The organism is Mesorhizobium sp. L-2-11, from assembly GCF_016756595.1.
GTDB lineage: Bacteria > Pseudomonadota > Alphaproteobacteria > Rhizobiales > Rhizobiaceae > Mesorhizobium.
In genome coordinates, this window is the sequence record NZ_AP023257.1 from 6,276,567 (window position 1) to 6,302,718 (window position 26,152).

The 26,152-nt window shown below is 60.7% G+C and carries 17 protein-coding genes and 4 pseudogenes; 18 read left to right on the forward strand and 3 right to left on the reverse strand.

Features of this window, described 5'->3' with window-relative positions; genetic code table 11:
* Positions 1–6: 6 nt before the first annotated feature.
* Both JG739_RS29885 and JG739_RS29890 read right to left on the reverse strand, forming a co-directional pair.
* Positions 7–1,260 (reverse strand): methylaspartate ammonia-lyase, encoded by a 1,254-nt coding sequence (locus tag JG739_RS29885; protein ID WP_202367701.1) that lies wholly within the window; start codon positions 1,258–1,260, stop codon positions 7–9.
* Positions 1,261–1,322: 62 nt separating this feature from the next.
* Complete coding sequence (locus JG739_RS29890) at positions 1,323–2,318, reverse strand: succinylglutamate desuccinylase/aspartoacylase family protein (RefSeq protein WP_202364523.1); 996 nt, start codon at positions 2,316–2,318, stop codon at positions 1,323–1,325.
* A gap of 849 nt (positions 2,319–3,167) precedes the next feature.
* On the opposite strand from JG739_RS29890, the gene JG739_RS29895 reads away from it, so the two are divergent.
* The 17 genes and pseudogenes from JG739_RS29895 to JG739_RS36505 all read left to right on the forward strand — a co-directional run.
* Positions 3,168–4,823: an MFS transporter gene (locus JG739_RS29895; RefSeq protein ID WP_202367702.1), complete on the forward strand. Its 1,656-nt coding sequence runs from the start codon at positions 3,168–3,170 to the stop codon at positions 4,821–4,823.
* A gap of 709 nt (positions 4,824–5,532) precedes the next feature.
* Positions 5,533–6,282 carry an electron transfer flavoprotein subunit beta/FixA family protein gene (locus tag JG739_RS29900; RefSeq protein ID WP_202364524.1) on the forward strand — a complete coding sequence of 250 codons (750 nt, stop codon included), beginning with the start codon at positions 5,533–5,535 and terminating at the stop codon, positions 6,280–6,282.
* 159 nt (positions 6,283–6,441) lie between these two features.
* Positions 6,442–7,371: an electron transfer flavoprotein subunit alpha/FixB family protein gene (locus JG739_RS29905; protein ID WP_202364525.1), complete on the forward strand. Its 930-nt coding sequence runs from the start codon at positions 6,442–6,444 to the stop codon at positions 7,369–7,371.
* A 7-nt stretch (positions 7,372–7,378) separates the two neighbouring features.
* Positions 7,379–8,122 (forward strand): annotated as a pseudogene (locus JG739_RS29910) (formyltetrahydrofolate deformylase).
* A 336-nt stretch (positions 8,123–8,458) separates the two neighbouring features.
* Positions 8,459–10,078: an FAD-dependent oxidoreductase gene (locus JG739_RS29915; protein ID WP_202364526.1), complete on the forward strand. Its 1,620-nt coding sequence runs from the start codon at positions 8,459–8,461 to the stop codon at positions 10,076–10,078.
* On the forward strand, positions 10,071–11,231 hold the full coding sequence (locus JG739_RS29920) for an NAD(P)/FAD-dependent oxidoreductase (protein ID WP_202364527.1): 1,161 nt from the start codon (positions 10,071–10,073) through the stop codon (positions 11,229–11,231). Before JG739_RS29915 ends, JG739_RS29920 begins: the two co-directional genes overlap by 8 nt.
* A gap of 372 nt (positions 11,232–11,603) precedes the next feature.
* Positions 11,604–12,053, forward strand: coding sequence for an IS66-like element accessory protein TnpA (gene tnpA, locus JG739_RS29925; protein ID WP_202364528.1), 450 nt, complete (start codon positions 11,604–11,606; stop codon positions 12,051–12,053).
* Complete coding sequence (tnpB, locus tag JG739_RS29930; RefSeq protein ID WP_202364529.1) at positions 12,050–12,406, forward strand: IS66 family insertion sequence element accessory protein TnpB; 357 nt, start codon at positions 12,050–12,052, stop codon at positions 12,404–12,406. Before tnpA ends, tnpB begins: the two co-directional genes overlap by 4 nt.
* Positions 12,407–12,475: 69 nt before the next feature.
* Positions 12,476–13,869, forward strand: a pseudogene (tnpC, locus tag JG739_RS29935) (IS66 family transposase); the annotation flags it as partial.
* A 193-nt stretch (positions 13,870–14,062) separates the two neighbouring features.
* A complete protein-coding gene (locus tag JG739_RS29940; RefSeq protein ID WP_202364530.1) occupies positions 14,063–14,944 on the forward strand; it encodes a tyrosine-type recombinase/integrase in 882 nt (293 codons plus the stop codon).
* Positions 14,945–14,954: 10 nt separating this feature from the next.
* Entirely contained in the window at positions 14,955–16,151 is a 1,197-nt protein-coding gene (locus JG739_RS29945; RefSeq protein WP_202364531.1) for an IS91 family transposase, read from the forward strand.
* Positions 16,152–16,797: 646 nt separating this feature from the next.
* Positions 16,798–18,084 carry an IS21 family transposase gene (gene istA / locus JG739_RS29950; protein WP_202364532.1) on the forward strand — a complete coding sequence of 429 codons (1,287 nt, stop codon included), beginning with the start codon at positions 16,798–16,800 and terminating at the stop codon, positions 18,082–18,084.
* Positions 18,084–18,884 carry an IS21-like element helper ATPase IstB gene (gene istB, locus JG739_RS29955; protein WP_202364533.1) on the forward strand — a complete coding sequence of 267 codons (801 nt, stop codon included), beginning with the start codon at positions 18,084–18,086 and terminating at the stop codon, positions 18,882–18,884. Before istA ends, istB begins: the two co-directional genes overlap by 1 nt.
* 78 nt (positions 18,885–18,962) lie before the next feature.
* Entirely contained in the window at positions 18,963–20,111 is a 1,149-nt protein-coding gene (locus tag JG739_RS29960) for a site-specific integrase (RefSeq protein WP_244749630.1), read from the forward strand.
* A complete protein-coding gene (locus tag JG739_RS29965; protein WP_202364534.1) occupies positions 20,108–21,031 on the forward strand; it encodes a tyrosine-type recombinase/integrase in 924 nt (307 codons plus the stop codon). Before JG739_RS29960 ends, JG739_RS29965 begins: the two co-directional genes overlap by 4 nt.
* A 53-nt stretch (positions 21,032–21,084) precedes the next feature.
* Positions 21,085–22,025, forward strand: a pseudogene (locus JG739_RS29970) (tyrosine-type recombinase/integrase).
* 121 nt (positions 22,026–22,146) lie between these two features.
* Positions 22,147–22,280 (forward strand): annotated as a pseudogene (locus tag JG739_RS36505) (transposase domain-containing protein); the annotation flags it as partial.
* A gap of 317 nt (positions 22,281–22,597) precedes the next feature.
* On the opposite strand, the gene JG739_RS29975 reads toward JG739_RS36505, so the two are convergent.
* The gene (locus JG739_RS29975) at positions 22,598–25,084 is read right to left on the reverse strand and encodes a GcvT family protein (protein ID WP_202364535.1); all 2,487 of its coding nucleotides are present in this window, start codon (positions 25,082–25,084) and stop codon (positions 22,598–22,600) included.
* 840 nt (positions 25,085–25,924) lie between these two features.
* On the opposite strand from JG739_RS29975, the gene JG739_RS36125 reads away from it, so the two are divergent.
* A complete protein-coding gene (locus tag JG739_RS36125; protein ID WP_274609412.1) occupies positions 25,925–26,047 on the forward strand; it encodes a hypothetical protein in 123 nt (40 codons plus the stop codon).
* Positions 26,048–26,152: the final 105 nt, after the last annotated feature.

Consider the following 26,152-nt stretch of genomic DNA (forward strand, 5'->3'; position numbering starts at 1 on the left):
CGTGTTTCATCCAACGTTTTCGTTTTGAGCCCGACGACGGTTCAGCATCGCCAGCGACCGGTTTTGTTCATTTCCAACAATTGAGAAGGCCTCGTCGACACCCATTCCGGGCTTTGCAAGCATCATGTCGGCCTGGGTTGCCACTGATACGTGGACAGAAGCTTGGGCGGAGAGATCTGTCTCGGTGCAACTTCCTCCGACATAAGCTCCGACCTTGTTGGCCTTGCAAAGGAGAACGGCACGCGCTGTGTCGGCAATCGAGCCGACATCGGGGGTCTTGATTTGAACGAGATGCGCAGCCTTCGCTTCGGCAAAGAGCCGGATATCCTCGAGCGTATTGCATCTCTCATCCACGACAATGCGAGCGCTGGACCCCCGGTCAGCCAGGATCGATACAATTCGAGCGTAGTTATCAATTTGGGCCTGTGTGGAACCAAAATCGGCCGGGCACTCGATGTTCAGCGTAAAACCCGGAACGGTATCGGCAACCCTGCAGATAAAGTCGGCGATTCGTTGCGGCTCCAGGCCGATTTCCAGGCCGATCCAACCATACACGTCGAAATGCAGCACCGGATGATACCCCGAGCGGCCGATTTCGCGCGTGCGCGCTGCAACCCACTTCACGAACTCCACGAAAGTCTGGCCGTTGACGCCGAATTTCTGCCGTGAGTTGATCAGACCGTGGGGAAGCACATCCACCGCTTTCAAAATCATCTTGTCGACGTTGATTTCGCGAGCATCGCCGCTCTGGCAGTAAATCGGGACCCTGCGCGTCGGCAGCGGTAAGTCAAATTCAGCGCATACAACCTCTGCCATGGTGGCGCGCTGAAGGTAGGCCGCGGCTCGAAGCAGCGCCTGGCTGACGCCGTACTCAATCGCGAGGGGTAGCCGCTGCTGTTCGAATGGCTCGAAAACCTTCGCGCAGGCATCAAGATAAAGAGACGCATCGACATCGAGAAGCCGTGGTGCCACGACGCGCGACGTCAAATCCGAGATTCGAGTAGTTTCGAACACAGGATCGCGTCCGCCAGCACCAGAGTACTGAACGCCCATCATGTCGCCCCAAACAACGGTGTCGTCCGTGAGAACAAGCCCGACGCTCAGCGAAGATGCCGGAATGCGAAGCGACGTGAACCCAGGCGTTATCGGTTCGCCGACATAGATGAAGCCGTCCTGGGTTGCGCCGGACCTAATGGCAGCTTGATCGTCATAGAAGAATGCGCCGTTGCCAGGCGCAAGGAGGACGTCTTTGATCTGCAATTCAGTCACTCGATTCTTTCTGAGGGGATTAAATTCGTTCCGCTACTGGCACGCCTGAACTCTTAGATCTTCAGCGGTCGCGCAACGAGCGCTACCCCTTCGTTGACGTCGACATGCGCGCCCGATCGTATGGCGATGACGATGGATGTTCCAGGCGCGCGGATATCAATGGACTCAGCGGACAGCGAATCCATCGGATGCAGGATGCCTATGAGATCTCCCTGCTTCACTTCATCCAATACCGAGCAGCGAGGTTCGAAGATGCCGGTTGCAGGCGATTTCAACTCGTCGGAAGGATGCGTTTCGAGTGTTCGGCCGGACTTCTTTTGATGGAACGTTGGATACTCGGCTTTACCCTCGACCAGCCCGAGCGCGATGAGCGCGTTGCGTACTCCAGCCTCGTAGATCGCCAGATTGTCCGCACCGACCGTGCCGCCGCCGAATTCAGTGCAAACAAACACCTTGCCCTGGTTTTGCGCCAGGATATCGAACATTCCAGCCGTGTCGTTGTATTCCCAGACCAATGTCAAGGGCAATTTGAACGCTTCCGCCATTCTCACCGTCCTGGCCATGAGATCGGGATCGGCAATGGGGTGCGTCGTGGTCGCCGGCGGAAAATCCCACGTTGGTCCAAAGCTGTGCAGATCAAATACGGTGTCGACCACTGGCAACAATACGCGCGAAACCGCATCCGCGATTCGTTCGGTCACTGGCCCGTCGGCGCGGCCCGGAAACACGCGGTTGAGATTCAACCCGTCGAGCGGAGTATTGCGGCTCCATGCCTGCACGGCCAATGGATTGAGCACCGGCAGGACGATGACCCTTCCACAGGTTTGCTCTTCTGGCAACCACTCAATAAGGCGTCGCGCGACTAGTGGCCCCTCCAGTTCATTGCCATGATTTCCGCCGGTGACAAGGAGGGGCGGTCCCTCTCCTTTATTGAGACTGAAGACCGGGAGCGAAAGCTCTCCGCGGTCGGCACCTCCCGGGACAACGAGATGCCCCCTGCTCACCCCGGGCGTATCGAGATCAAACGTAAGATATGGTGCTTCGCTCATTGTTCAACCTATTGCGAGTATTCAGGCGACCTGGGCGCCGGGTTTACGATAGCAGTTGCGCGTTTGCATTCTCTCACTTTGGAAGTATGCGCCACGCGGTGTTCAATTCGCCAATATAATGTCCCGGACGGTGCCATCGCATTTTCAGATGGCCAGCGCCTGCTTCGCTGGACTCCGCTGCTCCGATGTTCACAAGGAAGAACTGGAACCGTGGCGAATAGCGGGCCTCTCCTTCATAGACCTAGCACCGACAGCGTACTTGCCCGCCACACAGGCCAACCCAGGGATCTTGCAAGCTTAGTGGAGACGTTGGAGCGTTTCATCACCGGTCGAGGGCTAAGAAGCATATTGCCCGCTACCGTGCTCAATCCTGGCAGACATTATCAGCGCCTAGTTGCACTGCCCGTTGCTCCAAGACGCCAGGCTTGTGCGAGATGAAGATGAAGGCGATGCCGATCCACTCTTGCAGATCCATGGGCAGGGTTCACGATCTGGGCCTACACGAAGACGTCCAGGGCCGAGGCCCTCTCGTCGGCGATGATATGCGAGACTTGAAGGGCCGCTTCGGCGCAATGTGCCGAGCTCTGGCGCGGGCCAACCGACAGTGCGGACGGGACTTTGCGGGCGACGAGGGCCTTGGTCATACCGCCCAGTAGGGCCTGCCGGCGGAGCTTAGGGCCCATCTGGGCGCTAGATGACCCAGATATGGATACTGCATTTGACGCAAGCTAGCAGGTGATCAATCTTGGACTGGAACGAGATTGCAAAATGGTGGCAATCTGCGCCTGCACATCTTCCGCGCAGGGCGTGTCTATACGAACCGTCAAACGAGAGGCGACACTCCGAAATATGCGCAGGGTGGCGGAAGCAGATGACGACCCAGTTTCGCCGGCGACGTTTGCGCCACTTATGCAGCCGACTTTTCTTTCGATCTGGCTCGCCACCCAGGTCTCTACTCTCGGCTGGTTGATGCAGACTGTCGCCATCAGCTGGCTGATGGCGACAGTCTCGACTTCCGATCTGATGGTCGCGCTGGTACCGGCGTCATCGACGCTGCCCGCATTCATTCTATCTGTCTTCGTCGGGGCCATCGCCGACAATTTCAACCGTCGCAGGGTCATGTTCGCCGGCCGGTGCATTATGGTGATAGCATCTGCCATGCTGACTGCGTCTGTGGCGCTGGGCTTTGTCGACCCGTGGATGATCCTCGGCTTCAGCTTCTTGATCGCATGCGGGGGCGCTCTCAATGATCCCGCCTGGCAAGCCTCGGTTGGCGATATCGTGGACAGACGCGATGTTCCCGCTGCGGTCAACCTCCTCTCCCTCGGCTTCAACACTGTCCGCACCGTGGGCCCGGCGCTCGGCGGCATCGTGGTTGCCTCGTTCGGGCTGCTGACGGCTTTTGCCGTGACCACACTCAGCTACCTGGTACCTCTGGGGACCATATGGCGCTGCAAGTGGAAGGTTCGCTCTTGGCCTCTTCCGCGTGAGCCGATGAGGACGGCGATCTATGACGGGCTGCGCTTCACGGCGATGTCGTCCGAAATCAAGGCGGCGATCGCGCGCGGAACTCTCTTTGGCCTGGCAAGTATCGCCATACTCGCGCTGCTGCCCCTGGTCGTCCGCGATCAGCTGGGAGGAGGACCACTCGCCTATGGCGCCCTCATGGCCGGCTTCGGGACAGGCGCTGTCATCGCCGGCATCTCCAATGGCATGTTCAGACGGATCTTGTCTCAAGAACGACTAATGACGCTCGCGTGCGTCGCCTGCGCGGCATGCTCCCTCTCCCTTGCGCTGACCTCTTCGATTGCGGTGGCGGCAATTGCGCTCGCCTTGGGCGGCGCGGGCTGGGTCACAGCCTGGTCCGGGGTTGCCGTGAGCGTACAGCTGGCGAGCCCGCGCTGGGTCGTGGGTCGCACCATCTCGATCTATTATGCATTGATAGATGGCGGTATCGCGGCCGGCAGTTGGGTGTGGGGCACGGTGGCGCAGAACCATTCCCTGACCTTGGCGCTGGAGGGTTCTGCTGGTGCTCTGTTGCTCGTTGTCGCGACCGGCGCGTTGTTTCCTCTGCGCGAGCGCCGCGAGTCCGAGCCCGATCCTTTGGAGGAATTCGACGCCCCAGTTGTCGCTGTCAATCTGAACCCAAGAAGCGGTCCCATCGTCATCAGGGTCGAATATCTGATAGCCGAGAGAAATCTAGAGGCTTTCCTCGACCTCATGCGGCAGCGGAGGCATGTACACAGCCGCGTCGGTGCTCGGAATTGGACGCTCCAGCGCAACCTTCAGAAGCCTATGCAATGGACAGAGACGTTCCGCACACCGACCTGGACGGACTACCTTCGACTCAATTATCGTCTCACGGAAGACGACAAGGAACTGGACGAACGGGTCCTTCTCCTGCACGGAGGAGATATCCCACCTCAGACCACGCTTTCGATTGAGCGACCCACAGGCTCTGCTCGCAATACCGAGCCATTAACGCCTTATTTTCCCCACCGTTGACTTCTTTACGGGTGTACTTCTCGTACAACTCGCGCATGCACTAGATCACGACTGATTACGCTATGCTAGAGAGTGTTGATGGCGGCGGCCAAGGAGTTGAGCAAGGCGACAGCTTCTTCGTAGCGGCCCGGACGCTGCAGGATTCGAGCGTCTTGACAGCGACGGCTATGAAAGGATTGCCGCTCAAGGTTCCGATCTGCGAAAGAGCGTGTTCAATGTTAGACGGGCTTACCGGGATGGCCAGGACGAGATGACCGCTGCATGAGCATTTGCAAGCAGCATGAGAATTCTAAGGGCCGTCAAGGTCGATCCGGCATCCATCTCGCCTCTAGATGATAGTGATAGACAGACTGAATTTGACTTGAGATGCTTGGCCATTTGATGTTTGTCTGAATATTCGTCAGCCGCTACGAGGCGCATTGAAGCGGTCTGGTTGTCAGATTCCTTGTAAACCATCGTGGCTGCCTGGCTCCTCCACATGAAACTTCTTCCAATCCTGCTTAGTCCTGTGTGAGTAGTCTTTCACAAGAACCCAGGCGGTCGCGTCCCCATGAGATGCTCAAAAAGGAGCGGGGTCCCGAAGTTATTTCCGCCGCACGCAAATTCTCGTCAACTTGAGCCCGCGACATGCAGGAAGCGGATCGCCGCTAAGGCGGGTGAAAGCCTCGCTGTCGGCGACATACTCTGGAATTCGAATAGGAGAAGCTAGATGAAAGTTCTTGTTCCGGTAAAGCGGGTTGTGGATGCGAATGTGAAGGTTCGTGTGAAGGCTGACGGTTCGGCGGTGGAACTCGCCAACGTCAAGATGGCGATGAACCCGTTCGACGAGATCGCGGTCGAAGAGGCGATCCGGCTGAAGGAGGCCGGCAAGGCGGAGGAGATCATCGTTGTCTCGATCGGGCCGCAGCAGGCGCAGGAGACCTTGCGCACCGCGCTCGCCATGGGCGCCGACCGCGCCATCCTGGTCAAGACCGACGAGCAGACCGAGCCGCTGGGCGTCGCCAAGGTGCTGAAGGGCGTGGTCGAGGCGGAAAAGCCCGGTCTCGTCATTCTCGGCAAGCAGGCGATCGATGACGATTCGAACCAGACCGGCCAGATGCTGGCCGCACTTCTGGGCTGGGCGCAAGGCACTTTTGCATCCAAGGTCGTTATCGATGGCGACAAGGCCAAGGTGACGCGCGAGGTCGATGGCGGCCTGCAGACGGTGGAGCTGAAGATGCCCGCGATCGTCACCGCGGATCTTCGCCTAAACCAGCCGCGCTATGCGTCGCTGCCCAACATCATGAAGGCCAAGAAGAAGCCGCTCGACGAGAAATCTCCCGCTGATTACCGCGCCGACGTCAAGCCACGGCTGAAGGTGATCAAGACCGAGGAGCCGGGCGACCGCAAGGCCGGCGTCAAGGTCAAGAGTGTCGCCGAATTGGTCGCCAAGCTCAAGAACGAAGCCGGCGTGCTGTAGGAATTCATGTGATGCCGGCCTGCAAAAGGCAGGGTTCTCCGCTCACCTAGGCTCACGTACTGAAGTACGCTCCGCTCGGGTTCTCGAACCCAACCGTTTTCGACTCGGCCTGACATGAATTCGAGACGTCCCCACTGAAGTGGATCAAGGAATAAAAAGATGACAATTCTTCTGATTGCCGAACACGACAATGCGACGCTTTCCGACCAGACCGCCAAGGCGCTTTCGGCGGCACTGCAGATCGGCTCCGACGTGCATGTGCTGGTCGCCGGCAAGGGCGCGAAGGGCGCAACCGACGCCGCCGCCAAGCTCAAAGGCGTGAGCAAGGTGCTGCTCGCCGAAGCCGACGAACTCACCGAGCGTCTCGCCGAGCCGCTGGCGGCGCTCGTCGTCGGCATCGCCGACGCCTATGACACGATCGTCGCGCCGGCGACCTCGTCGGGCAAGAACGTCGCGCCACGCGTGGCAGCCCTGCTCGATGTCGCGCAAGTGTCGGAGATCATCGAAGTTGTCTCGCCCGACACCTTCAAGCGGCCGATCTATGCCGGCAACGCCATCCAGACGGTGCAGTCGAGCGACGCCAAGAAGGTGATCACCGTGCGCACCGCCTCCTTTCAGGCTGCACCCGAAGGAGGTTCAGCCCCGGTCGAGACGGTTCAGGCCGCAGTCAATCCCGGCCTGTCGAGCTTCGTCGAGAACAAGCTTTCCGAGACCGATCGTCCGGCGCTAACTTCGGCCAAGATCATCATCTCGGGCGGCCGCGCGCTGGGCTCCTCGGAGAAGTTCCAGGAAGTCATCCTGCCGATCGCTGACAAGCTCGGCGCCGCCGTCGGCGCCTCTCGTGCCGCAGTCGATGCCGGCTACGCGCCGAACGACTGGCAGGTCGGCCAGACCGGCAAGGTGGTCGCACCCGATCTCTACATCGCCGTCGGCATCTCCGGCGCCATCCAGCATCTTGCCGGCATGAAGGATTCGAAGGTCATCGTCGCCATCAACAAGGACGAGGAAGCGCCGATCTTCCAGGTCGCCGACTACGGCCTCGTCGGCGACCTTTTCCAGATCCTCCCCGAACTCCAGAACCAACTGTGAGGCATCCATGTCTCAGCTCCACGTCCTGAACTTAGCCTGTGACAACCGCCCTGGGGTGGTGGCCGCCGTGACTACCGAATTGGCTGACTTAAAGGCAAACATCGCGGAAAGTAGTCAGTTTTGGGACCGCATTAGCATTCTTCATGCGAACGCGGTCGAGGGGGACAACTCCCTTTCGGCGAAGAGAATCGAGCATGCACCGAAATCGGTGATCGACCGCTTTGGCTTGCATTGGAGGCGGAGGTGGCAACGATTGTCTCCAACCACGACGAAAGCCGCGAGACTGCCGCGCGCGAAGGAATTCCTTTCATTATTGGAAGGTGATTGCCGAGAACAAGGCCGAGCACGAACGGAGGCTGCTTGACTTCGTACAGGAGGCTTAGGCAGACCTCGTCGTCTTGGGCCCGGTATATGCAAGTATTGTCGGATGGACTATCGACCCGGCTGTTCGGCAATCATCAATATTCATTATTCCTTTCTGCCCTCCTTCAAGGGGGCAAAACCCTATCATCAGGCCTTTGAACCCGGGGTAAAGTTGATCGGGCCACGGCCCATTACGTCACACCAGATCTCGACGAAGGACCGATTATCGAGCAGGAAGTCGGGCGTGTTGCGCATGCGATGACCGTGGATGACCTTGTTGCCACGGGTCGCGCTGTCGAAAGCCGCGTCCCCTGCTCGGGCCGTTAAGCTGCACCTCGAGAGACGCATCATGTTCAATGGCAACAGAACGATCGTTTTTCCCACCTGACGACATTCGCCAATGCAGCCAAAAGCTGGTGGCGCGCGGTCGAGGCCAATAGAGATATGACAAGGCCGTTAATCCGGACATGATTATCGCCTTACGATGGCTTCGCTCCATCTCGAAATCAGATTAGCCCAATTCACAAACTGAATTTGACACAAGGCCTCATGACGAATGACATCAACCAACAGACTGGATGTTTGGACGTCTCAACGCAGGTACGTTCACCTGCCCTGCGTTGAGGGCTTCCGAAGTACCCGAGTGGGCGTCCGCGAGTCTCCGATGCAACTTGAACGGTGCGGACGAGCACCTCGCATCGTCAAGCAAATGTAAAGCGGACCTATGAAGATCGATAAAAAATCCGTTGCAGGCAAAGAGCTAATTGTACAGGAACAGACCCAGCTCTTGGTAATTGGCGCGGGTCCTGCCGGTCTATCCGCCGCCATTGAGGCGGCTCGGCGAGGCCTTTCGGTTGTGCTCATTGATGAGAACCCGGTCCCCTTCAAGACGATGGGCGACGAGGTGCCACTGCACTATGGACAGGGCATGTCCGGCATAGCGCGCAACCGTAATGCTATGATTGAGGCCTTCGTCACTTCCGAACCACTGATCCAGGTAGCATTCGACGCTGGCGTGGACGTGCGGCTCGGCACCGCCTGTTGGGGGCTTTATGCAAATGGTCCCGGTGTCCACTGGCTACCCGGCACGGTTGCCGGCTTGGCCGATGAGGAACGCGGCTGGCTGATCGGCGCGGAATACGTCATAGTCGCGGCGGGCCGGCGGGACATAGGACTTGGCTTCCCCGGCTGGGAGAAGCCGGGCGTAATAGGTGCCACGGCAGCGGTTACACTCGCGACGCGGTTCGGAGCCCTGAACCCTCGGCGGGTGGTTATCCTTGGCACCTCGGCAGAGGCGCTGACTGCTGCCGCAGCACTCAGGGAGGCTGGCATCGAGATCGGGGCGATCGTGGAACAGGCGGCCGAGCCCGTCGGTCCCGCCCACCTTGTGACCGAATTGCGCGGCGCAGGGTGCGAATTCCTGACCCATCATGTCGTGCGCGAGGCGCTGGGGCGAGGATCGATCGAGGGAGTGCTAATTTCCGCCGTGGACAAGACCGGTCGATCCGTTGGCGAAGAGCGCCGGATTGGCTGTGAGGGCATCGTGCTGGCGGTCGGCGCGACGCCGGTCGTCGATCTGCTCGCCGCTCTCGGCTGCCGTATTGCGTTTCAGCCGGAACGTGGCGGCTATGCGCCAGTGATGGACCCGGGTCAACGCACCAGCGTACACAACATCTTCGCGGTCGGCGACTGTGCCGGCATCTGGCCTGCCAAGACGCTCGACCGCAGCATCGCAGCGGGCGAAGGTCTCCGCGCAGTCGGCACCATTCTGGGGGACGCCAGAAACTATAAGGTCCCTGAGCCCGACCGGCCAGCCTACGACATATCAGCTTATCGCATGGCTTGGGTGCGCGCCAGCGTCATAGCGGCGCGCGGCGAGTTCCACGTCTGTCAATGTGAGGAGGTCACCGCGAGAGAGATCATCGAGGTCCGTCCGCCGCGCTATCTCGGCTGGCCAGCCGACCGCCGCAACGACCGCTCGCTCTCGTCCCTGCTGGACGAGGCCCCCCCAAACCCAGACCAGGTCAAGCGGCTCACGCGCGCCGGCATGGGACCGTGCCAAGGACGGCGCTGCCGCGAGCAGATAGCGGCCTTGCTGGCGCTACAGGCCACCGCACCGCTGGCTGCTATCCCTCTCGCAGGCTACCGCGCGCCCGTGCGCCCGCTGCCCCTTGCGATCGCCAGCCAGCTTCCCGAATCGGCAGACCAGGCCCGACATTGGGAGCTCTGGTTCGGAATCCCCTCGCAGTGGCAAACCCAGTGGGAGGTTCCCGAATTTTATACGGTTGCCGCCAATGAAGCGACCGTCGCGGGGGCGGATGGTGAGGGAGGCGGCCATGAATGAGATCACGGGTGCATCAGTCGTCATCGTAGGCGGCGGTGTTACAGGGCTGAGCGCCGCCTGGTGGCTGGCAAAATCCGGCGTCGATGTTCTAGTTATCGAGAAAGGCATCGTCGGCTGGGAAGCGTCTGGCCGCAATGGTGGCGGCTGCGGGCACGTCACTTCGCCTCTCTACCCAGAGATGCTGCGGCTGTGGCCGATCATGGATGAATTGCTCGGTTATCCGACAGAGTTCTCGGCGAATCGGATCCACGTCGCCGTGACCGAGGAGCAACTGGCGGTCGAAAAGTGCAGCGCTGCTGCAGTGGAGCTTCATGGGTACCGGTGCGAGCTTCTTGACTGGCAGCAACGCCGTGCACTCATTCCCCTCGTCGGCGACAACGTTGCCGGCGCGTATTTGTATCACTTCGGTGGGCACGCGAATCCACACCGCACGGTCCAGGGCTATGCGTGGGCGACGCAGGACCATGGCGGCCGGCTGATGCAACACTGCGCCGTCACGGGGTTCCGCACCGAGGGTGAGAGGGTGGTAGGCGTCGAGACGGACCGCGGCCTGGTTGGCTGCGATCAACTCGTGATTGCAGCAGGGCCACACACTGGTCGCTTGTCCGCCATGCTGGGTCAGGAGGTTCCTATGGCCAGCGCACGCGCCGAGATGATCGTTACTGAGCCGCTTCCCCTGATGGTTCATGGTGGTGTCGACGGGAATGGCCTGCACGGCCGGCAGACCCTGCGCGGCAATCTGGCCTTTGGAGGCGGCCCGCACGAATGGCTGGAGCTGCCCGAGGGAGGCGTATTTGCCAACCCCTCGACCCCGCTGATGGGCCATATCGGCCGCCGCTTGATTGAGATGATGCCGAAGGCCGCACACGCCCGCATCATTCGATCCTGGGCCGGTGTGATCGAGAACACGCCCGACGGGCGTCCCGTGATCGACCGGCTCTCAACGTTTCCTAACGTGGTTGTTGCGACTATGTCCAGCGTGGGCTTTGGTCTCTCACCGTCTAGCGGGCGAGCGATCCGCGATGTAGTTGTCGACGGCACCTGTAGCTTCGCGGACATCTCCTCATTCAGGCTGGCACGATTCGCGAAACTTGAGCCCAACTGGCGTGAATTGCAGGGATGGGTTGCGCTCGCGATGGAGGAGGCCGCATAGAGCACTGTCCGACGGACATGCTCGCTGTTTCTTGACTATACAACCTTGACCACGGGGAGCGTTGAGCGTGAACGCGCTGCCTTGCCTGCGCCTCGCTTATCGCCGTTTCTTCGAAGCTGACTCCGAATGCAGAACGGCTTCATTCGGCGCATCGGCAGGAGGGACACAAGACGTGCGAATCGTTCGATAGCGGCCGCAAAAGGAAATCTGTTCGGAATGGTCTGTCCAGCACGCGGCAAAGATGCAGCAGGCATCGGGTCGATTGCGATTCCATCGTCTTCTCGATGAACTGCAGAGTGAGCGGTGTTCTGACGCCACCTTTCGGATCGGGCTGTGAGGGGCGATGTTCGAAGCCTGTGAGGGCTTCGACATATGACGATTTCAGAGTTTACGCTTAAGTCCAGCGATCTTGAGCCGGTGCGCCGGTTCGAGGTTTTCACGGGCACCGGCCGGCGGCGGGAATGGTCGCCGGAAGAGAAGTCGCGGATCGTGGCGGAAAGCTACGCAGCCGACGAGACGGTATGTGCTGTCGCGCGCCGATACGCTTTGTCCCCGCAGCAACTGTTCACCTGGCGTCGGGCCGCTCGCCAGCCGGCGGCCGAGAGAGTGGCGATGTCGGACTCGTTGTTCGTGCCAGCGGTTGTGGCGGCTCCGACGATGGAACCGACAGCGAAGCGGGCGCCAAGGCAACGCAAACGGAAAGCCGCCCGAGACGGCGGGGTGATCGAGCTGGAGATCGACGGTGTCGCCATGCGTGTTGGCCGCGGCGCCGATGCCAAGACGGTGGCTGCTGTAATCCGCGCGCTGAAGGCGACGCCGTGATCGGACCGACGGGTGCGGTCAAGGTCATGGTGGCGACGAAGCCGGTCGACTTCCGAACGGGCGCGGAGGGTCTGGCCGCACTGGTGCGCGAGACGATGGGCGCCGATCCGTTCAGCGGCGCGGTCTACGTCTTCCGGGCAAAGCGGACGGACCGGATCAAGCTGATCTTCTGGGATGGCACCGGAGTCTGCCTTTATGCCAAACGCCTGGAGGATGGCGAGTTCCGCTGGCCGAAAGTGCATGACGGCGTGATGCGGCTGACGGCCGCGCAACTGTCGGCGCTGCTTGAAGGACTGGACTGGCGGCGGGTCCATGAGGCCCGCCGGACCCGCGTTCCGGTCCAGGCCGGTTGATCCGCGACCAAGTGAATCAGCCCTGATTCCGCAGTCGCGGGCCGTCGGCGAATATGGTCTGATCCGTTCATGGCGACGACGGCGGACCAGCTTCCCGACGATCCGGATGCGCTCAAGGCGATGGTCCTGGCGCGCGATGTCGAGAATGCCCGACTGATCCAGATCATCAAGGAATTGCAGCGTCACCGCTTCGGCCGAAGAGCCGAGACGCTGCCGGAAGACCAGTTGCTGCTGGGGCTCGAAGAGGCAGAGCAGATCGAGGCGTCAGGCATGGAGGATGCCGAACGGCTTTCTCCCGCCGAGCGTCTGACGCGCACCGCGAAGCGTCGCACGAACCGCGGCGCGCTGCCTGCCCATCTTCCTCGCGTGGAGGTGGTCGTCGACATCGACGACCCTGTATGCCCGTGCTGCCGCAACGGCCTAGACCGGATCGGCCAAGACGTGAGCGAGCGGCTCGACATTGTTCCGGCGCTGCTGCGGGTGATCGTCGTGCGCCGTCCCAAATATGCCTGTCGCGCTTGCGAGGACGTTGTCGTGCAGGCTCCGGCGCCCGCACGGCTGATCGAAGGCGGGCTGCCGACCGAGGCGACGGTCGCCCAGGTTCTGGTCTCCAAATACGCCGATCACCTGCCGCTCTATCGTCAGGCGCAGATCTACGCCCGGCAGGGCATCAATCTCGATCGCTCCACGCTCGCCGACTGGGTCGGCCGCGCCGCCTGGCACCTGCGTCCGGTGCATGAGCGGCTGCTTGGCAAGCTGAAGTCCTCGCCGAAGCTGTTCGCCGACGAGACGACCGCGCCGGTGCTCGATCCCGGCCGCGGCAAGACCAAGACGGGCCAACTCTGGGCCTATGCCCGCGATGACCGACCATGGGAGGGAAGCGACCCGCAGGGCGTCGCCTATGTCTATGCGCCGGACCGAAAGGCCGAGCGTCCGATCGCTCATCTCACAGGCTTCACCGGAATCCTTCAGGTCGACGGCTATGGCGGCTATCGCGTGCTGGCCGAGAAAAGCGGCGTGACGCTCGCCTTCTGCTGGGCACACGTGCGCAGGCGCTTTTATGAACTGGCAGCAGCCGGACCAGCGCCGATCCCCAGCGAGGCGCTGAGACGGATCGCCGGGCTCTATAAGATCGAGGACGGCATCCGTGGCCGGTCGGCCGACGAGCGCCGAGCCGTGCGTCAGGAAAAAAGCCGCCCGATCATTGCCGATCTCGAACCATGGCTGCGCGAGAAGCTCGGCCTGATCAGCCAGAAGACCAAGCTCGCCGAGGCGATCCGCTACACGCTCTCGCGCTGGGAAGGCCTCACACGCTTCCTTGATGACGGCCCATCGAGATCGACAGCAACACCGTAGAACGCTCAATCCGTCCTATCGCGCTCAACCGCAAGAATGCACTCTTCGCAGGCTCCGACGGCGGCGCCGAGCATTGGGCCGTCATGGCGACGCTGATCAACACGTGCTTATGCCGCGCGCGGCATAAGGCGGTTTGGACTAACCCGCTCCGCGATTGCGGAGCGGCAAGGAGGGTGTGTGCCGCCGGCGTGGTGTTGATCGCGTCGTCTGTCGCGCTGGTCATGTGTCCACAACAAGCTCCGACTGCGTCAGCATGGAGTGGCTGCTTGCAGCCCATTCCATCGGACAAAGGAGTTTGTCATGACCCAACTTCGCCAGCGTATGAGCGAGGACATGGAGGTGCGCAACCTCGCGCTCAACACCCAGCTCTCCTACCTTCAGCAGGTCTCGCTGTTTGCGCGTCACTTCGGCAAGTCGCCGGACTTGCTCGGGCGAGAGGATATTCGGACCTATCAGGTCTATCTGACCAACGAGAAGAAGCTGTCGCCCGGCTCGATCCACACCGCCATTGCGGCGCTGCGCTTTCTCTACAAGGTGACGCTCGAGAGGGATTGGGCGCTTGAAGAGGTCCTGCCGCTTCCCAAGAAGCCGCAGAAGCTGCCGATCATCCTCAGTCCCGAGGAAGTTCAGCGGTTTCTCGGTTGCGTCCTCGATGTCAAACACCACGCCATACTGACCACTTGCTATGCCGCCGGCTTGCGCATCTCGGAAGCGGTTCAGCTGAAGCCCACGGGCATCGACAGCCAGAGAATGGTCATCCGCGTCGAGCAGGGCAAAGGCCAGAAGGACCGCTACGTGATGCTGTCGCCCAAGCTGCTGGAGATCCTGCGCAACTATTGGAAGGTGCGCCGGCCAAAGGCGTGGCTCTTCCCCGGCGATCGTGCCGACCAGCCGATCACCAGGGATGCGGTGGGACACGCCTGCGCGAAAGCGCGCGACCTCTCCGGCTTGTCCAAACCGGTCACGCCCCACAGTTTGCGGCACGCCTTCGCCGTCCATCTGTTGGAGGCCGGCGCCGACGTGCGGACCATTCAACTGCTGCTCGGTCACCGCAGCCTCGCGACCACCGCCCATTACCTGCGGATTGCCACCAACAGAGTCTGCGCCACATCGAGCCCCTTCGAGCTCTTGCCGCGTCCGGCGCCCACCGTGCCGCCGCCCGCCAAGCCTCAGTACTTCTGAGCTCGCGCCGATGGCCCGCTCGGGGCCGGAAGTGGCGGACATATTCCGTCGCTACGGCGAGGCCTATCGTATCCAGCATGACGCGTCGCTGTCGACCGCCCAGCTTCGCGTCATGACGGCGATCGAACTGTGCCGGACCGCCGCGCTCGGCGGGCATGTCGAGCAGTGCGATCAATGCGGCCATCGGCGCATCGCCTTCAACAGCTGCCGCGATCGCCATTGCCCCCGCTGCCAATCGCTGGCCCGCGCACAATGGCTGGAGGATCGTCGCGCCGAGCTTCTCGACACCCAATACTTTCACGTCGTCTTCACGCTGCCGGAGCCCATTGCCGCCATTGCCTATCAGAACAAGGCACTCGTCTACGGCCTGCTCTTCCGCGCCACCGCCGAGACCATGCGCATCATCGCTGCCGATCCCAAGCACCTGGGCGCCGAGATCGGCTTCTTCGCCGTGTTGCACACCTGGGGCCAAAACCTGCTTCATCATCCGCATCTGCACTGCGTTGTCACCGGCGGAGGCTTGTCTCGCGACGGCCATCGATGGATCGCCTGCAAGCCCGGCTTCTTCTTGCCCGTCCGGGTGCTCTCGCGCCTGTTCCGACGATTGTTCCTGGAGCATCTTGCGAAAGCCTTCGACGCCGGCCAGTTGAAGTTCTTCTCTGACTTGCAGGCCTTGAGCGAGCGCGATGCCTGCCGGCGCTATTTGGCGCCGCTACGAAAGGCCGAGTGGGTCATCTATGCCAAGCCGCCATTCGCCGGACCCGAACAGGTCCTCGACTACGTCGGCCGCTATACGCACCGCGTCGCCATTTCCAACAATCGCCTCGTCGCCATCGAGGATGGCGAAGTCGCCTTTCGCTGGAAGGACTATCGGCACGGCAGTCGGCAGAAGGTCATGACCGTCGCGGCCGATGAGTTCATTCGCCGCTTCCTGCTACACGTCCTGCCCGAGGGCTTCCATCGCATCCGCTATTACGGCTTCCTCGGCAATCGCTATCGCGCGCAAAAGCTTGCCCACTGCCGCGACCTGCTCGGCATGCCGGTTCCCGAGCCGTCGGACAGCCGATCCGCAAAGGACTATCGCGACCGCTACGAGGACCTCACCGGGCATTCCCTCAGGCAATGCCCGGCGTGCCATCGCGGGCAGATGATCATCATCGAAACATTCGGCGTCACCGGACGCCCGCCATACCAGGACACGTCATGAAGCAGGGGCGTCGCCTTCCTTGTCATAAGCATCGCGCCGGCCCGCTCGGAAGCCAAACTGAGCCGGTCCCGCAAAAGTGTGCGCCGTCATCACCGGCAACCTCTCCCAGGCAGGGCGCGGCGCCGATCCTCACATGCTGGAACCGATATCCGTGCCGCTTTCGGCGCACGCCACGCCTTCAATCGCTGGGTCTGCGACCGCATCCGCACCGCCACGCGATGCCTGTTATGGGTGCGGCCCCAAATGAAAACCCATAGCGGCCACCCGTGCCGGCGGCTTAGTCCAACACGTTTTTAGCTCAGCGCCGCGATCCACCCCAGCGCGCTCTCGCCACCCGCCTTTCAGCGCGACGCCAAGCTAAAAACGCTCTGCATTATGCCGACCGTCGAACTATGCCGAGTGAGCAAGTTTTTGCCAACACTTTCCTCAACGTAGCGGTAGCTGGATCGGCATAGCTTAGGCTCTCTCCGTCGCAATAGACGCGAAGGAGAGGACACATGAACGCAAGTGACTATCTGCAACGCAGCACACTGTATCGGAAGCTGATCCACGGGCCATATGGCGAGTTTGTGTCAGGCGACATGCACAATTGACCCCCTGACGACACGAAGAACTGATCCCTCTCTTTTGAGAGGAAAGAAGCTAGATGACGATTGAGATTTCTGTGACTCCTGCACCGTCCAGATCGATGCAGGGAGAGGGGATGCTGCAGGCAGAGGAAGTCATGTCGATGGTGCGCCTGCATAAATGCGGCTGGGGCGCAAAACGGATCGCAAAGGAATTCGGTTGCGCGCGCAATACGGCTCGCCGCTACCTTCGTGAAGGCGGTGTCATCGCTTATCAGGGTCGCCCGCGCGTGTCGGCGCTCGACGGGCTTGATGATTGGTTGCGGGAGCGATTTTTCCGTCACGACGGCAACGCGGACGTTATTCGCCAAGAGTTGGCGGACGAACACGGGATCGTTATCAGCCTGCGTTCGGTGGAGCGTGGGGTGCAGCATTGGCGCCGGGAGCTAAAGGCGCAGAAGCGGGCGACAGTCCGCTTCGAGACGGCGCCCGGTCATCAGATGCAGATCGACTTCGGCGATACCCGTGTTTGGATCGGCGGCGAGCGGGTGCGGATCCATGTGTTTGTCGGGACGCTTGGCTATTCGCGCCGGATGCATATCCGGGCCTCGCAGAGGCAGCGCCAGGCCGACTGGTTCGAAGGGCTGGAGGGCGCATTCCTGCGGTTCGGGGGCGTTCCGGCGGAAGTCCTGATCGATAATGCGAAGGCTCTTGTCGAGCACCATGACGCGGTGACGCGCGAGGTGAGGTTTAACGCGCGGCTGCATGCCTTCGCCCGGTACTGGGGCTTCAAGCCGCGGGCCTGTGCTCCCTATCGAGCGCGCACGAAAGGGAAGGACGAACGCGGAGTCGGCTACGTTAAGAAGAACGCGATCGCCGGGCGCCGGTTTGAGAGCTGGGCGGCGTTCGAGGCGCATTTGGACCGGTGGACGCGCGAGGTCGCCGACCAGCGCGAACACGGCACGACCGGTGTCGCGCCGGTGGAACGCTTTGCCGCTGAAGCTCGTGCGCTTCGCCCGCTGGCGGGACGCGCGCCGTTCGGACAGCTGCGGGATCTGGTCCGCAAGGTCCAGGCCGACTGCGCAATCGACTTGGATACGAACAGCTACTCGGTCCCTTGGCGCCTGATCGGCGAAAGCGTCCAGGTCGTGGTGCTGGCAGGCCGCGTGATCATCCGTCATGCCGGCCAGGTAGTGGCCGACCATGCCCTATACCGAGGGCGACGACAGCGCATCGTGGACCGAATGCATTTTGTCGGCGTTGCCGGCTTCGAAGGGCCGGTGCGCGCCGAGCGCATCGAGATCGCCCCGGCCACCTTGCTGCGGCCACTCGCCGAGTACGAAGCGGTGGTCGGAGGGGGCTGGTGATGACGACCCTAGATCATGACGTGCTGATCGCAACCCTGGATCGGCTGAAGTTGACGGCGATCCGCGACCAGCTCGACACGCTGCTGGACGAAGCGGTCCGTTCGAAGATGACCTTGCGCGAGGCCTTGGCTTTCCTGGTGTCGCGCGAGATCGCGCGGCGCGACGAGCGGCGCATCTCCATGTCGAGCAAGATCGCGCAGTTCCCGTTCGTGCGCGAACTCGACGGCTTCGACTTCGACGCGCAGCCATCGGTGGATCCAGGACAAATCAGGGAGCTGGCGACCTGCCGCTGGATTGCCCATGGCGACACGCTCTTGTTGCTGGGGCCTCCGGGAACGGGCAAAACCCATCTTGCTGTGAGCCTTGGTCGCGAGGCGATCCGCCAGAATTACAATGTCCAATTCGTCACTGCGGCCACGCTGGTGGCGATGTTGGCAAAAGCCCATGGCGATGGCTCGCTCGACAAGCAGTTGACGATCTTATCGCGTCCAAAATTGCTGATCATCGACGAGCTCGGCTATCTTCCCTTCGAGGCCAATGCCGCTCACCTGTTCTTCCAGCTGGTGTCGCGCCGATACGAGAAGGGATCGATCCTGATTACCTCCAATCGTTCGGTGGGCGAATGGGGGAACGTTTTTGGAGATCCCGTGGTGGCCACCGCGATCCTGGATCGCCTGCTTCACCATTCGGCGGTGATTACCATCCGCGGCGACAGCTACCGTCTCCGCGAAAAACGTCGGTCCGGTCTTCTGCAGAAGGCGGGACCGGCGCCCGAAACCAACGAAACAGCAACCCAGTGAAGGGGGTCAGTTCCTGATGTCGCCAAGGGGTCAATTCCTCGTGTCGCTTGACAGTTTGCACGCGTTTATGCGGGCAGATTGTCGGACGAAGGCTTCGGTCGGCAATGCACCTGGCGATCGCTAAGCCTATTTCGTGAGTTGAGAGACTGGCATGTCGGCAACGGGCACGATCTCCAGGATTTAAGCGAAGTTCATGTTGAGCGGTTTCTTGAGCACCGTTCCAAACACTGGAGCATCGATTCGGGCGACCGATCGGCGCTCCGGCGCTTGCTTGCCGCGTTACGGCAAGAAGGTTTGATACCAACCGCCCTTCCGATTGAGCGCACGGAGTACGAGCAGGTTGTTGATGTGTTCGCGGCTTACCTCACGAATGAGAGAGGGCTCGCCGCCTCGACGGTGGAAAGCCACAAGCTGCTCTCACGCCGATTTCTGCAGGAGGTCTGTCCGGCTGGCGCAGATGGGTTTGCAGCGCTCACCCCGGAGATCGTCATCGGTTATGTCGAGCGACATGCTCTCGATGGCTCCGCCGACAGCGGCAAGGCGATGTGCGGGGTGGTGCGCGCCTTCCTGCGCTATTTGCATCTGAAGGGCTTCATTTCGGTGGCCTTGGCCGATTGTGTGCCGTCGATCCGTCGCTGGCGGCTTGCTGGCCTACCAACCTTCCTGCCGCCAGAGAAGGTCCAACAGGTTCTCGATGCCTGCGATCGGACCACGGCAATGGGGCTCCGGGACTATGCGGTTCTGATGGTCCTGGCCAAGCTTGGCTTGCGCGCCAGCGAGGTTGCGGCGCTCAGTCTTGACGATATCGATTGGCAGTCGGGCAGTATCCTTGTCCAAGGCAAGGGACGACGGCAAGCGGCGATGCCGCTTCGCCACGATGTCGGCGCAGCTATCGTTGCGTATATCCGGCACGGGCGACCGGCTTCAGCGTGTCGTCGGCTGTTTTTGCGGATGCTTGCCCCGCACGTCGGTTTTGCCTCCGGCTGCGCCATCACGATGGTTGCAAAGGAGGCGCTCGAGCGGGCAGGGATTGACGGCTATGCGCACCACGGCGCCCACCTTTTTCGCCACAGCCTCGCGACCGACCTGCTGCGGTCGGGGGCCAGCTTTGCCGAGATCGGCCAATTGCTTCGCCACCGGAGCATCGACAGCACAAGAATCTATGCCAAGCTCGATATCGAGAAGTTGCGCGAACTGAGCCTGCCCTGGCCGGGAGGCGTCGAATGAGCCGGCTTCGAACAGCGCTCGAGCGCTATGTGGGCATGCGCCAGGGGTTGGGATACAAGTATCACGGACCCGCTCGACGGTTGTCGGATTTCATCACCTTCATGGAAGCTCGCGGCGCCGAGACCACCACCATAGCGCTGGCCATGGAGTGGGTGACGTCGATCGGCCGGCAACCGAGCTGGTCCATCCGCCTGACCGATGTGCGCTGCTTTGCTCAGCACCTCGCTCATTTCGATCCCCTGACGGAAGTGCCACCTCGAGACGCCGTGCCGGCGCCGCGGCGGGCAAAGCCCTACATCTATAGCGATGCCGAGATCTCGGCGCTTCTGGCGGCGGCACTGACGCTGCCGCCGGCCAAGGCCCTGCGCCGCTGGACATATCATTGCTTGTTCGGATTGATAGCGGTCGCCGGGCTACGCCATTCCGAAGCGCTCGACCTGCGCCGAGACGACGTCGATCTCGACCAAGGTATCCTCACCATTCGGGAGACGAAGTTCGGCAAGTCGCGGCTGGTCCCGCTCCATGCCACGACGGTCGCCGTGCTGTCGGACTATGCCGCGCGACGCGACGTGCATCTCGTCGCACCTCGTAGCCCCTATTTCTTTGTCGCCGAGCAGGGCGGCAGATTGCTGCACCAATACGTGCACCGGGTGTTCTGGCAGCTGTCGCGACAGATCGGTCTGCGGCAGCGGGGGCAGCGCAATGGTCCGCGGATTCACGATCTTCGTCACCGTTTCGCTGTCCAGGCCCTGACCAACTGGTATCGTGCGGGCGAAGATGTCGAGCGGGAACTGCCAGTCCTCTCGACCTTTCTCGGCCACGCCAATGTTCGCGACACCTACTGGTATCTATCCGCCGCGCCGGAGCTAATGACCCATGCCGCGCGACTGCTGGATGAGCGGTGGGAGGTTCGCTTATGAGTGCCTCGAACGATCTGGCCGTGCTGATCGAGCGATGGTTCACCGATCGGCTCATGCGACATCGAGGCGTAAGCTCCAACACCATCGCCTCCTATCGCGACACCTTCCGGCTCCTGTTTGCATTCGCGCAGACACGCCTTGGCAGGTCTCCGTCGCAGTTGACACTTCGGGATTTGGACGCGCCTTTCATCGGCGCATTCCTGGAGGACCTCGAGACCCTGCGATCCGCCTCGGTGAGGACCCGGAACCTCCGCCTCACGGCCGTACGGTCTTTCTTTAGATATGCGTCGTTCGAGGAGCCGGCCCATAGCGCCCAGATTCAACGCGTGCTCGCGATCCCGAGCAAGCGATGCGACAAGCGACAGCTTCAGTTTCTCACCAGGCCCGAGATTGAAGCGATCCTGGCCTGTCCGGATCGCAGCACATGGCTGGGACGGCGTGATCACACTCTGCTGTTGCTGGCTGCGCAAACGGGGTTAAGAGTCTCGGAGATCATCGATCTCGACCGGGACTCGGTGATGCTGGGGCACGGTGCCCACGTGCGATGCGTTGGCAAGGGCCGCAAGGAGCGAAGTACGCCGCTCACCAAAGTTGCACAGCAAGCCCTTCGGGGCTGGCTCAACGAGCCCAGGAAGCGGGGCGCAACGGCTCTCTTTCCGAACACGCACGGCGGCAAGCTGAGCGCCGACGGCGTGCAGGCGCTGCTGAACAAATATGTCGCCAAGGCTCGCGAACACTGCGTCCCGCTCGAAGCGGGTTTCGCCCCCATGTTTTGAGGCACAGCGCTGCCATGGAGCTGCTGCAGGCGGGCGTCGATTGTTCGGTCATCGCCCTATGGCTGGGCCATGAGGCGATGGAAACGACGCTGACCTATCTTCACGCACATCTTGAGCTGAAGGAATCCGCACTCGCCAAGCTGAAGCCATACGAACGCGCAAAGGCCGAACGATTTCGACCGAACGACAGGCTTCTTGAGTTCCTGAACGCCCTTTGAGCATCAGAACTATGCCGAGTGTCAACGACCGGTTCTTGATCGAAATGGCGGGCAAAGCGCTCCGTACCGCCATGATCGGAAGAGGCGCTCGGCATAGTTCGGCGGTCGGCATAAACCTGCAAACAGCGTCGAGCCCCTCGGCTACTTGGCCGATGTCCCCTCACCAGGATCGTCAACGGCCACCCGAACAGCCAGATCGACGATCTCCTGCCTTGGGCCTATATCCGGGTGCCCGAGCTCAAGGCCGTGGCCTGAAAACAGCGCTTACACTGCAGACCGCGGGGCTGACAATAAGAGCAAGACTTCTGCTATACATCCTCGCGTTAGCAGCCCATAGCGCCATGGCAGGTACAGTACATCTCGATCTGTCCGAAAATATCATGCCCGTGCTTCCAGCCTTCGCCAGAGCCCAGATCCCCACCTAAATCCAGTTGAGGAAGTGGTATTGCCTCAGCGGCAATTTGGCCTCAACCCGTCTTCAACATCGGACGTCAATCTTCGACGCTGCCCGCGAGCTCCTACGCTTCGATATTGTTGACCCGGCTGGATACTGAGCCGCTCCAATCGGCAGCTCAAGCCCGCACCCGCTCGCTCCTCGGGTCATACATCGGCTTAAGCGAGACGTCCGCGGCAAAGCGCTCACCTGCAATCTCGATTTCGTAAGAGGAGGAGAGCAGCTCTTCTTCGCTTTCATTCTTGCAAGATACATATCCAAGGCCTATGGCTCCGCCGAGCGTATGCCCGTAGTCAGCGGACGTGATTGTTCCCGCGATCCGACCATTTCGGAAGATGACCTCGTTGTGATGCATCAGTGGAGTGGGATCTTTGAGCCGAAACTGAACCAGTCGACGCCCGAGCCCCGCCTCACGTTTTCTCAGCACGGCATCTCGCCCGATAAATCTAGGCTTTGCTGTTTTTACGGCGAAGCCCAATCCCGCTTCGAGCACATGATCATCGCTGCCAATATCTTCCCCAAAACCCCGATATGCCTTTTCGATGCGGCAGGAGAGAATGGCATGCAGCCCACACAGCTTGAGTCCGACATCCGCGCCGGCTACCTCGATTGCTTCGAAGACATGCGCGGCTTGGTCAGTTGGGACGTAAATTTCCCAGCCCAACTCGCCAACATAAGTCACTCTATGCGCCCGCGCCAGGCCCATGCCGATCTCAATTTCCTGGAAGGTGCCGAACGGATTGTTCTTATTGGAAAAATCATTCGGGCTTACTCTGCCGAGCAGTTCGCGCGAACTTGGTCCCATCACCGCCAGAACGCTTTCCGAAGCCGACATATCGGTTATAACGACGAACTCGTCGCCTACATGCCGCCGGAGCCAAGACAAATCGCGATGCAATGTGAAGGCCGAAACGACGAGCAGGAAAGCAGTCTCCGTGAGGCGACTCACGGTGAAGTCGCTCTCGATCCCGCCGCGCTCGTTCAGCATTTGCGTATAGACGATCCGGCCGATCGGCACGTCAACGTCGTTGGAGCAAAGCTGCTGGAGGAAGCTGCAGGCGTCTCGTCCCTCCACACGGATTTTTCCGAATGAGGTCAAGTCGAAAATACCAACACGTTCGCGTATCGCCACGTGCTCGTTGCGCTGATTATCGAACCAGTTTTGGCGGTGCCAGGAGTAACGATACTCGCGCTCCTGGCCCTGCCTGGCAAACCAGTTGGCTCGCTCCCAGCCTACCGCCTCGCCGAACACCGCGCCCCTCACTTTGAGATGCTCGTGAATTGGCGAGCGTCGAACATCGCGCGAAGTTGTCATCTGACGGGCGGGGAATTGGTCGGCATAGGTAACCCCCACAATCTCCGATACCCGCTCTCTCAAGTAGGAACGATTCTTCTGAAAAGGCTGCATCCGACGGATGTCCACACCTGACAGATCGAATGGCGGCTCGCCGTCATTCATCCACTGTGCCAGCGCTAAGCCCGCCCCACCCGAGGAGGCTATCCCTCCGGTGTTGTAACCGCACGCTACCCAATAGCCTCTAAGTTCGGGAGCTTCTCCCAAAAGGTAGTGATCGTCGGGTGTGAAGCTTTCTGGCCCATTGAAGAAGGTGCGGATACCGGCCGTGGCCAGGATCGGCATGCGCTTCAGAGCCTTCTCCATAATAGGTTCGAAATGCGCAAAATCCTCAGGCAGCTGATCAAAGCAGAAACTTTCCGGGATGCCATCCATTCCCCACGGCTTCGCCTTCAGTTCTACCGCCCCAAAAAGAATTTTGCCTGCATCTTCCTTGTAGTACGTCTGCTCGTCACGAACACGAAGTACCGGCAGTCGGGTCAGCCCTTCTATCGGTTCTGTGATCATGTAGAAATGTTCGCAGGCATGCAGTGGAATCGCGACGTTGCTTTTTGAGCCTAATTCCCGGGCCCACATCCCGGCGCAGTTTACGACGTTGTCTGTTTCAATTACCCCTCGCTCGCCATCCTTCTCCCATGTCACGCTCGACACCCGACCGTTCCTCGTCTGAACACCAGTGACTTGCACTCCTTCAAATATGGCAGCGCCGCGCATACGTGCGCCTTTGGCGAGCGCCATCGTGACATTAGTTGGATCACATTGCCCATCATTAGGAAAATGGAGCGCAGCAGTGACGTCAGATACATCTACATGAGGGTGCATTTCCTTGAGTTCATCTACAGAGAGCTTTCGCGCCTCGGCACCGACTGCGGCCGCTAGAGACAGCTGCCTGTAAAACTCGTGCTTGCGCTCTTCGGTGAGGGCGATAGACAACGAGCCGACGCGGCGAAGTCCGGTCGCAATCCCTGTTTCTTCCTCCAGGCTAGAGTACAGCTGCATTGAGTACTTATAAAGGTTTGGCGTTGAAGCAATAGGCGGCTCACTCACTAAGCCGGCTGCATGCCAGGTTGTGCCGCAAGTAAGCTTTTTGCGTTCAAGCAGAATGACGTCGCTCCATCCGAGCTTTGCTAAGTGATATGCTATTGAGCATCCGGACACCCCGCCCCCGATTATGACGACTCGCGCTTTGAAGGGCAGCGACTGCTTTTCGGACAACTGAACAAACTCGCTAACTTCTGGTGAAACGCTCATGGAAATTTAAGCTCCTGTTCTGTTTGTTTTCCCGGCCTTTTGCCCACGGCCGAAGGGGGCGCCGAACAGGAAACCGCTCGCTCAGCGAGCCCGTAATGAGGGGAACGGTCACGACCGCCGCAAGAAAACCCTAGGTAGCCGCCATGATGCTAGCACAGCAAAGGAAGAGCCGGAGCGACAAAAAGGAGCAACTGTCGACACAGCTCCTCGCCAGTGCCGTGCTAGGAAGCCCGAGACGGCGCGAAGAATCATCACTCCGGTCATCGAAGCGGACGAAGTCCTCACGCGCAATGAGGAAGTACTTGAGCTGACAGCAGAGCCGGCGGAGGACGCGTTCCAGAATTCCCGACAGTTCGCGAAGTTGGCGAGACGACCAACCTGCCGAAAAAGCGAAGCTAATCTCCCGTTCATAGTGTCGTCTGGCCAATGACGGAACTCGCGCTTTTTGCTGAGAGGTAGCGGCGCCACTCGATTGCCTTGTTCTGCAGATCGCGGTACGGCATGCATCTATAGTTCCAAAATCAAAGGCTCAGCCGCATGGCATGTTTATTTGTTCAAAGATCAATCGCTGGGCGACTTCTGTCAAACAGTGTTTATGGATTGTCGGCATCTAGAAACGAGATGGATGCGATCTGGCGCAAAACAACCGCCACTCCGGGGGATCGCAATCGCATCGATGAGCTTCTCCCCAGGAATTGGCACGCCCGATCCGACATCAGACTTGCGGCCTGACTGTGGCCGCGATCACCCGGGTCTACACCCTCCCGCCCGCCGCCGAAATGCTCAGTGCGAACTGCTGTGGGAGGTCTATGTCCATATGGAACCGGAGGACGGTTGCCTATGGGTCTACGGGCCGACGATCAGCAGATCCCCGCCTTCACAGACTTCGGCCTCGAAAGTCTGACCGATTTTATCCGCGAGCACAAAGCCAATCGCAGCGGCGGTCAAAACAATGGCCGGTAAAAGCCCCAGGTCATGACCGGGCGCTTACTTTACGCGCGCAGCCCTGCTTATTGCTCCCACGCACTGCGCTCTGCTTACCCTGTCGGCACAGTTCATTCACCAAAT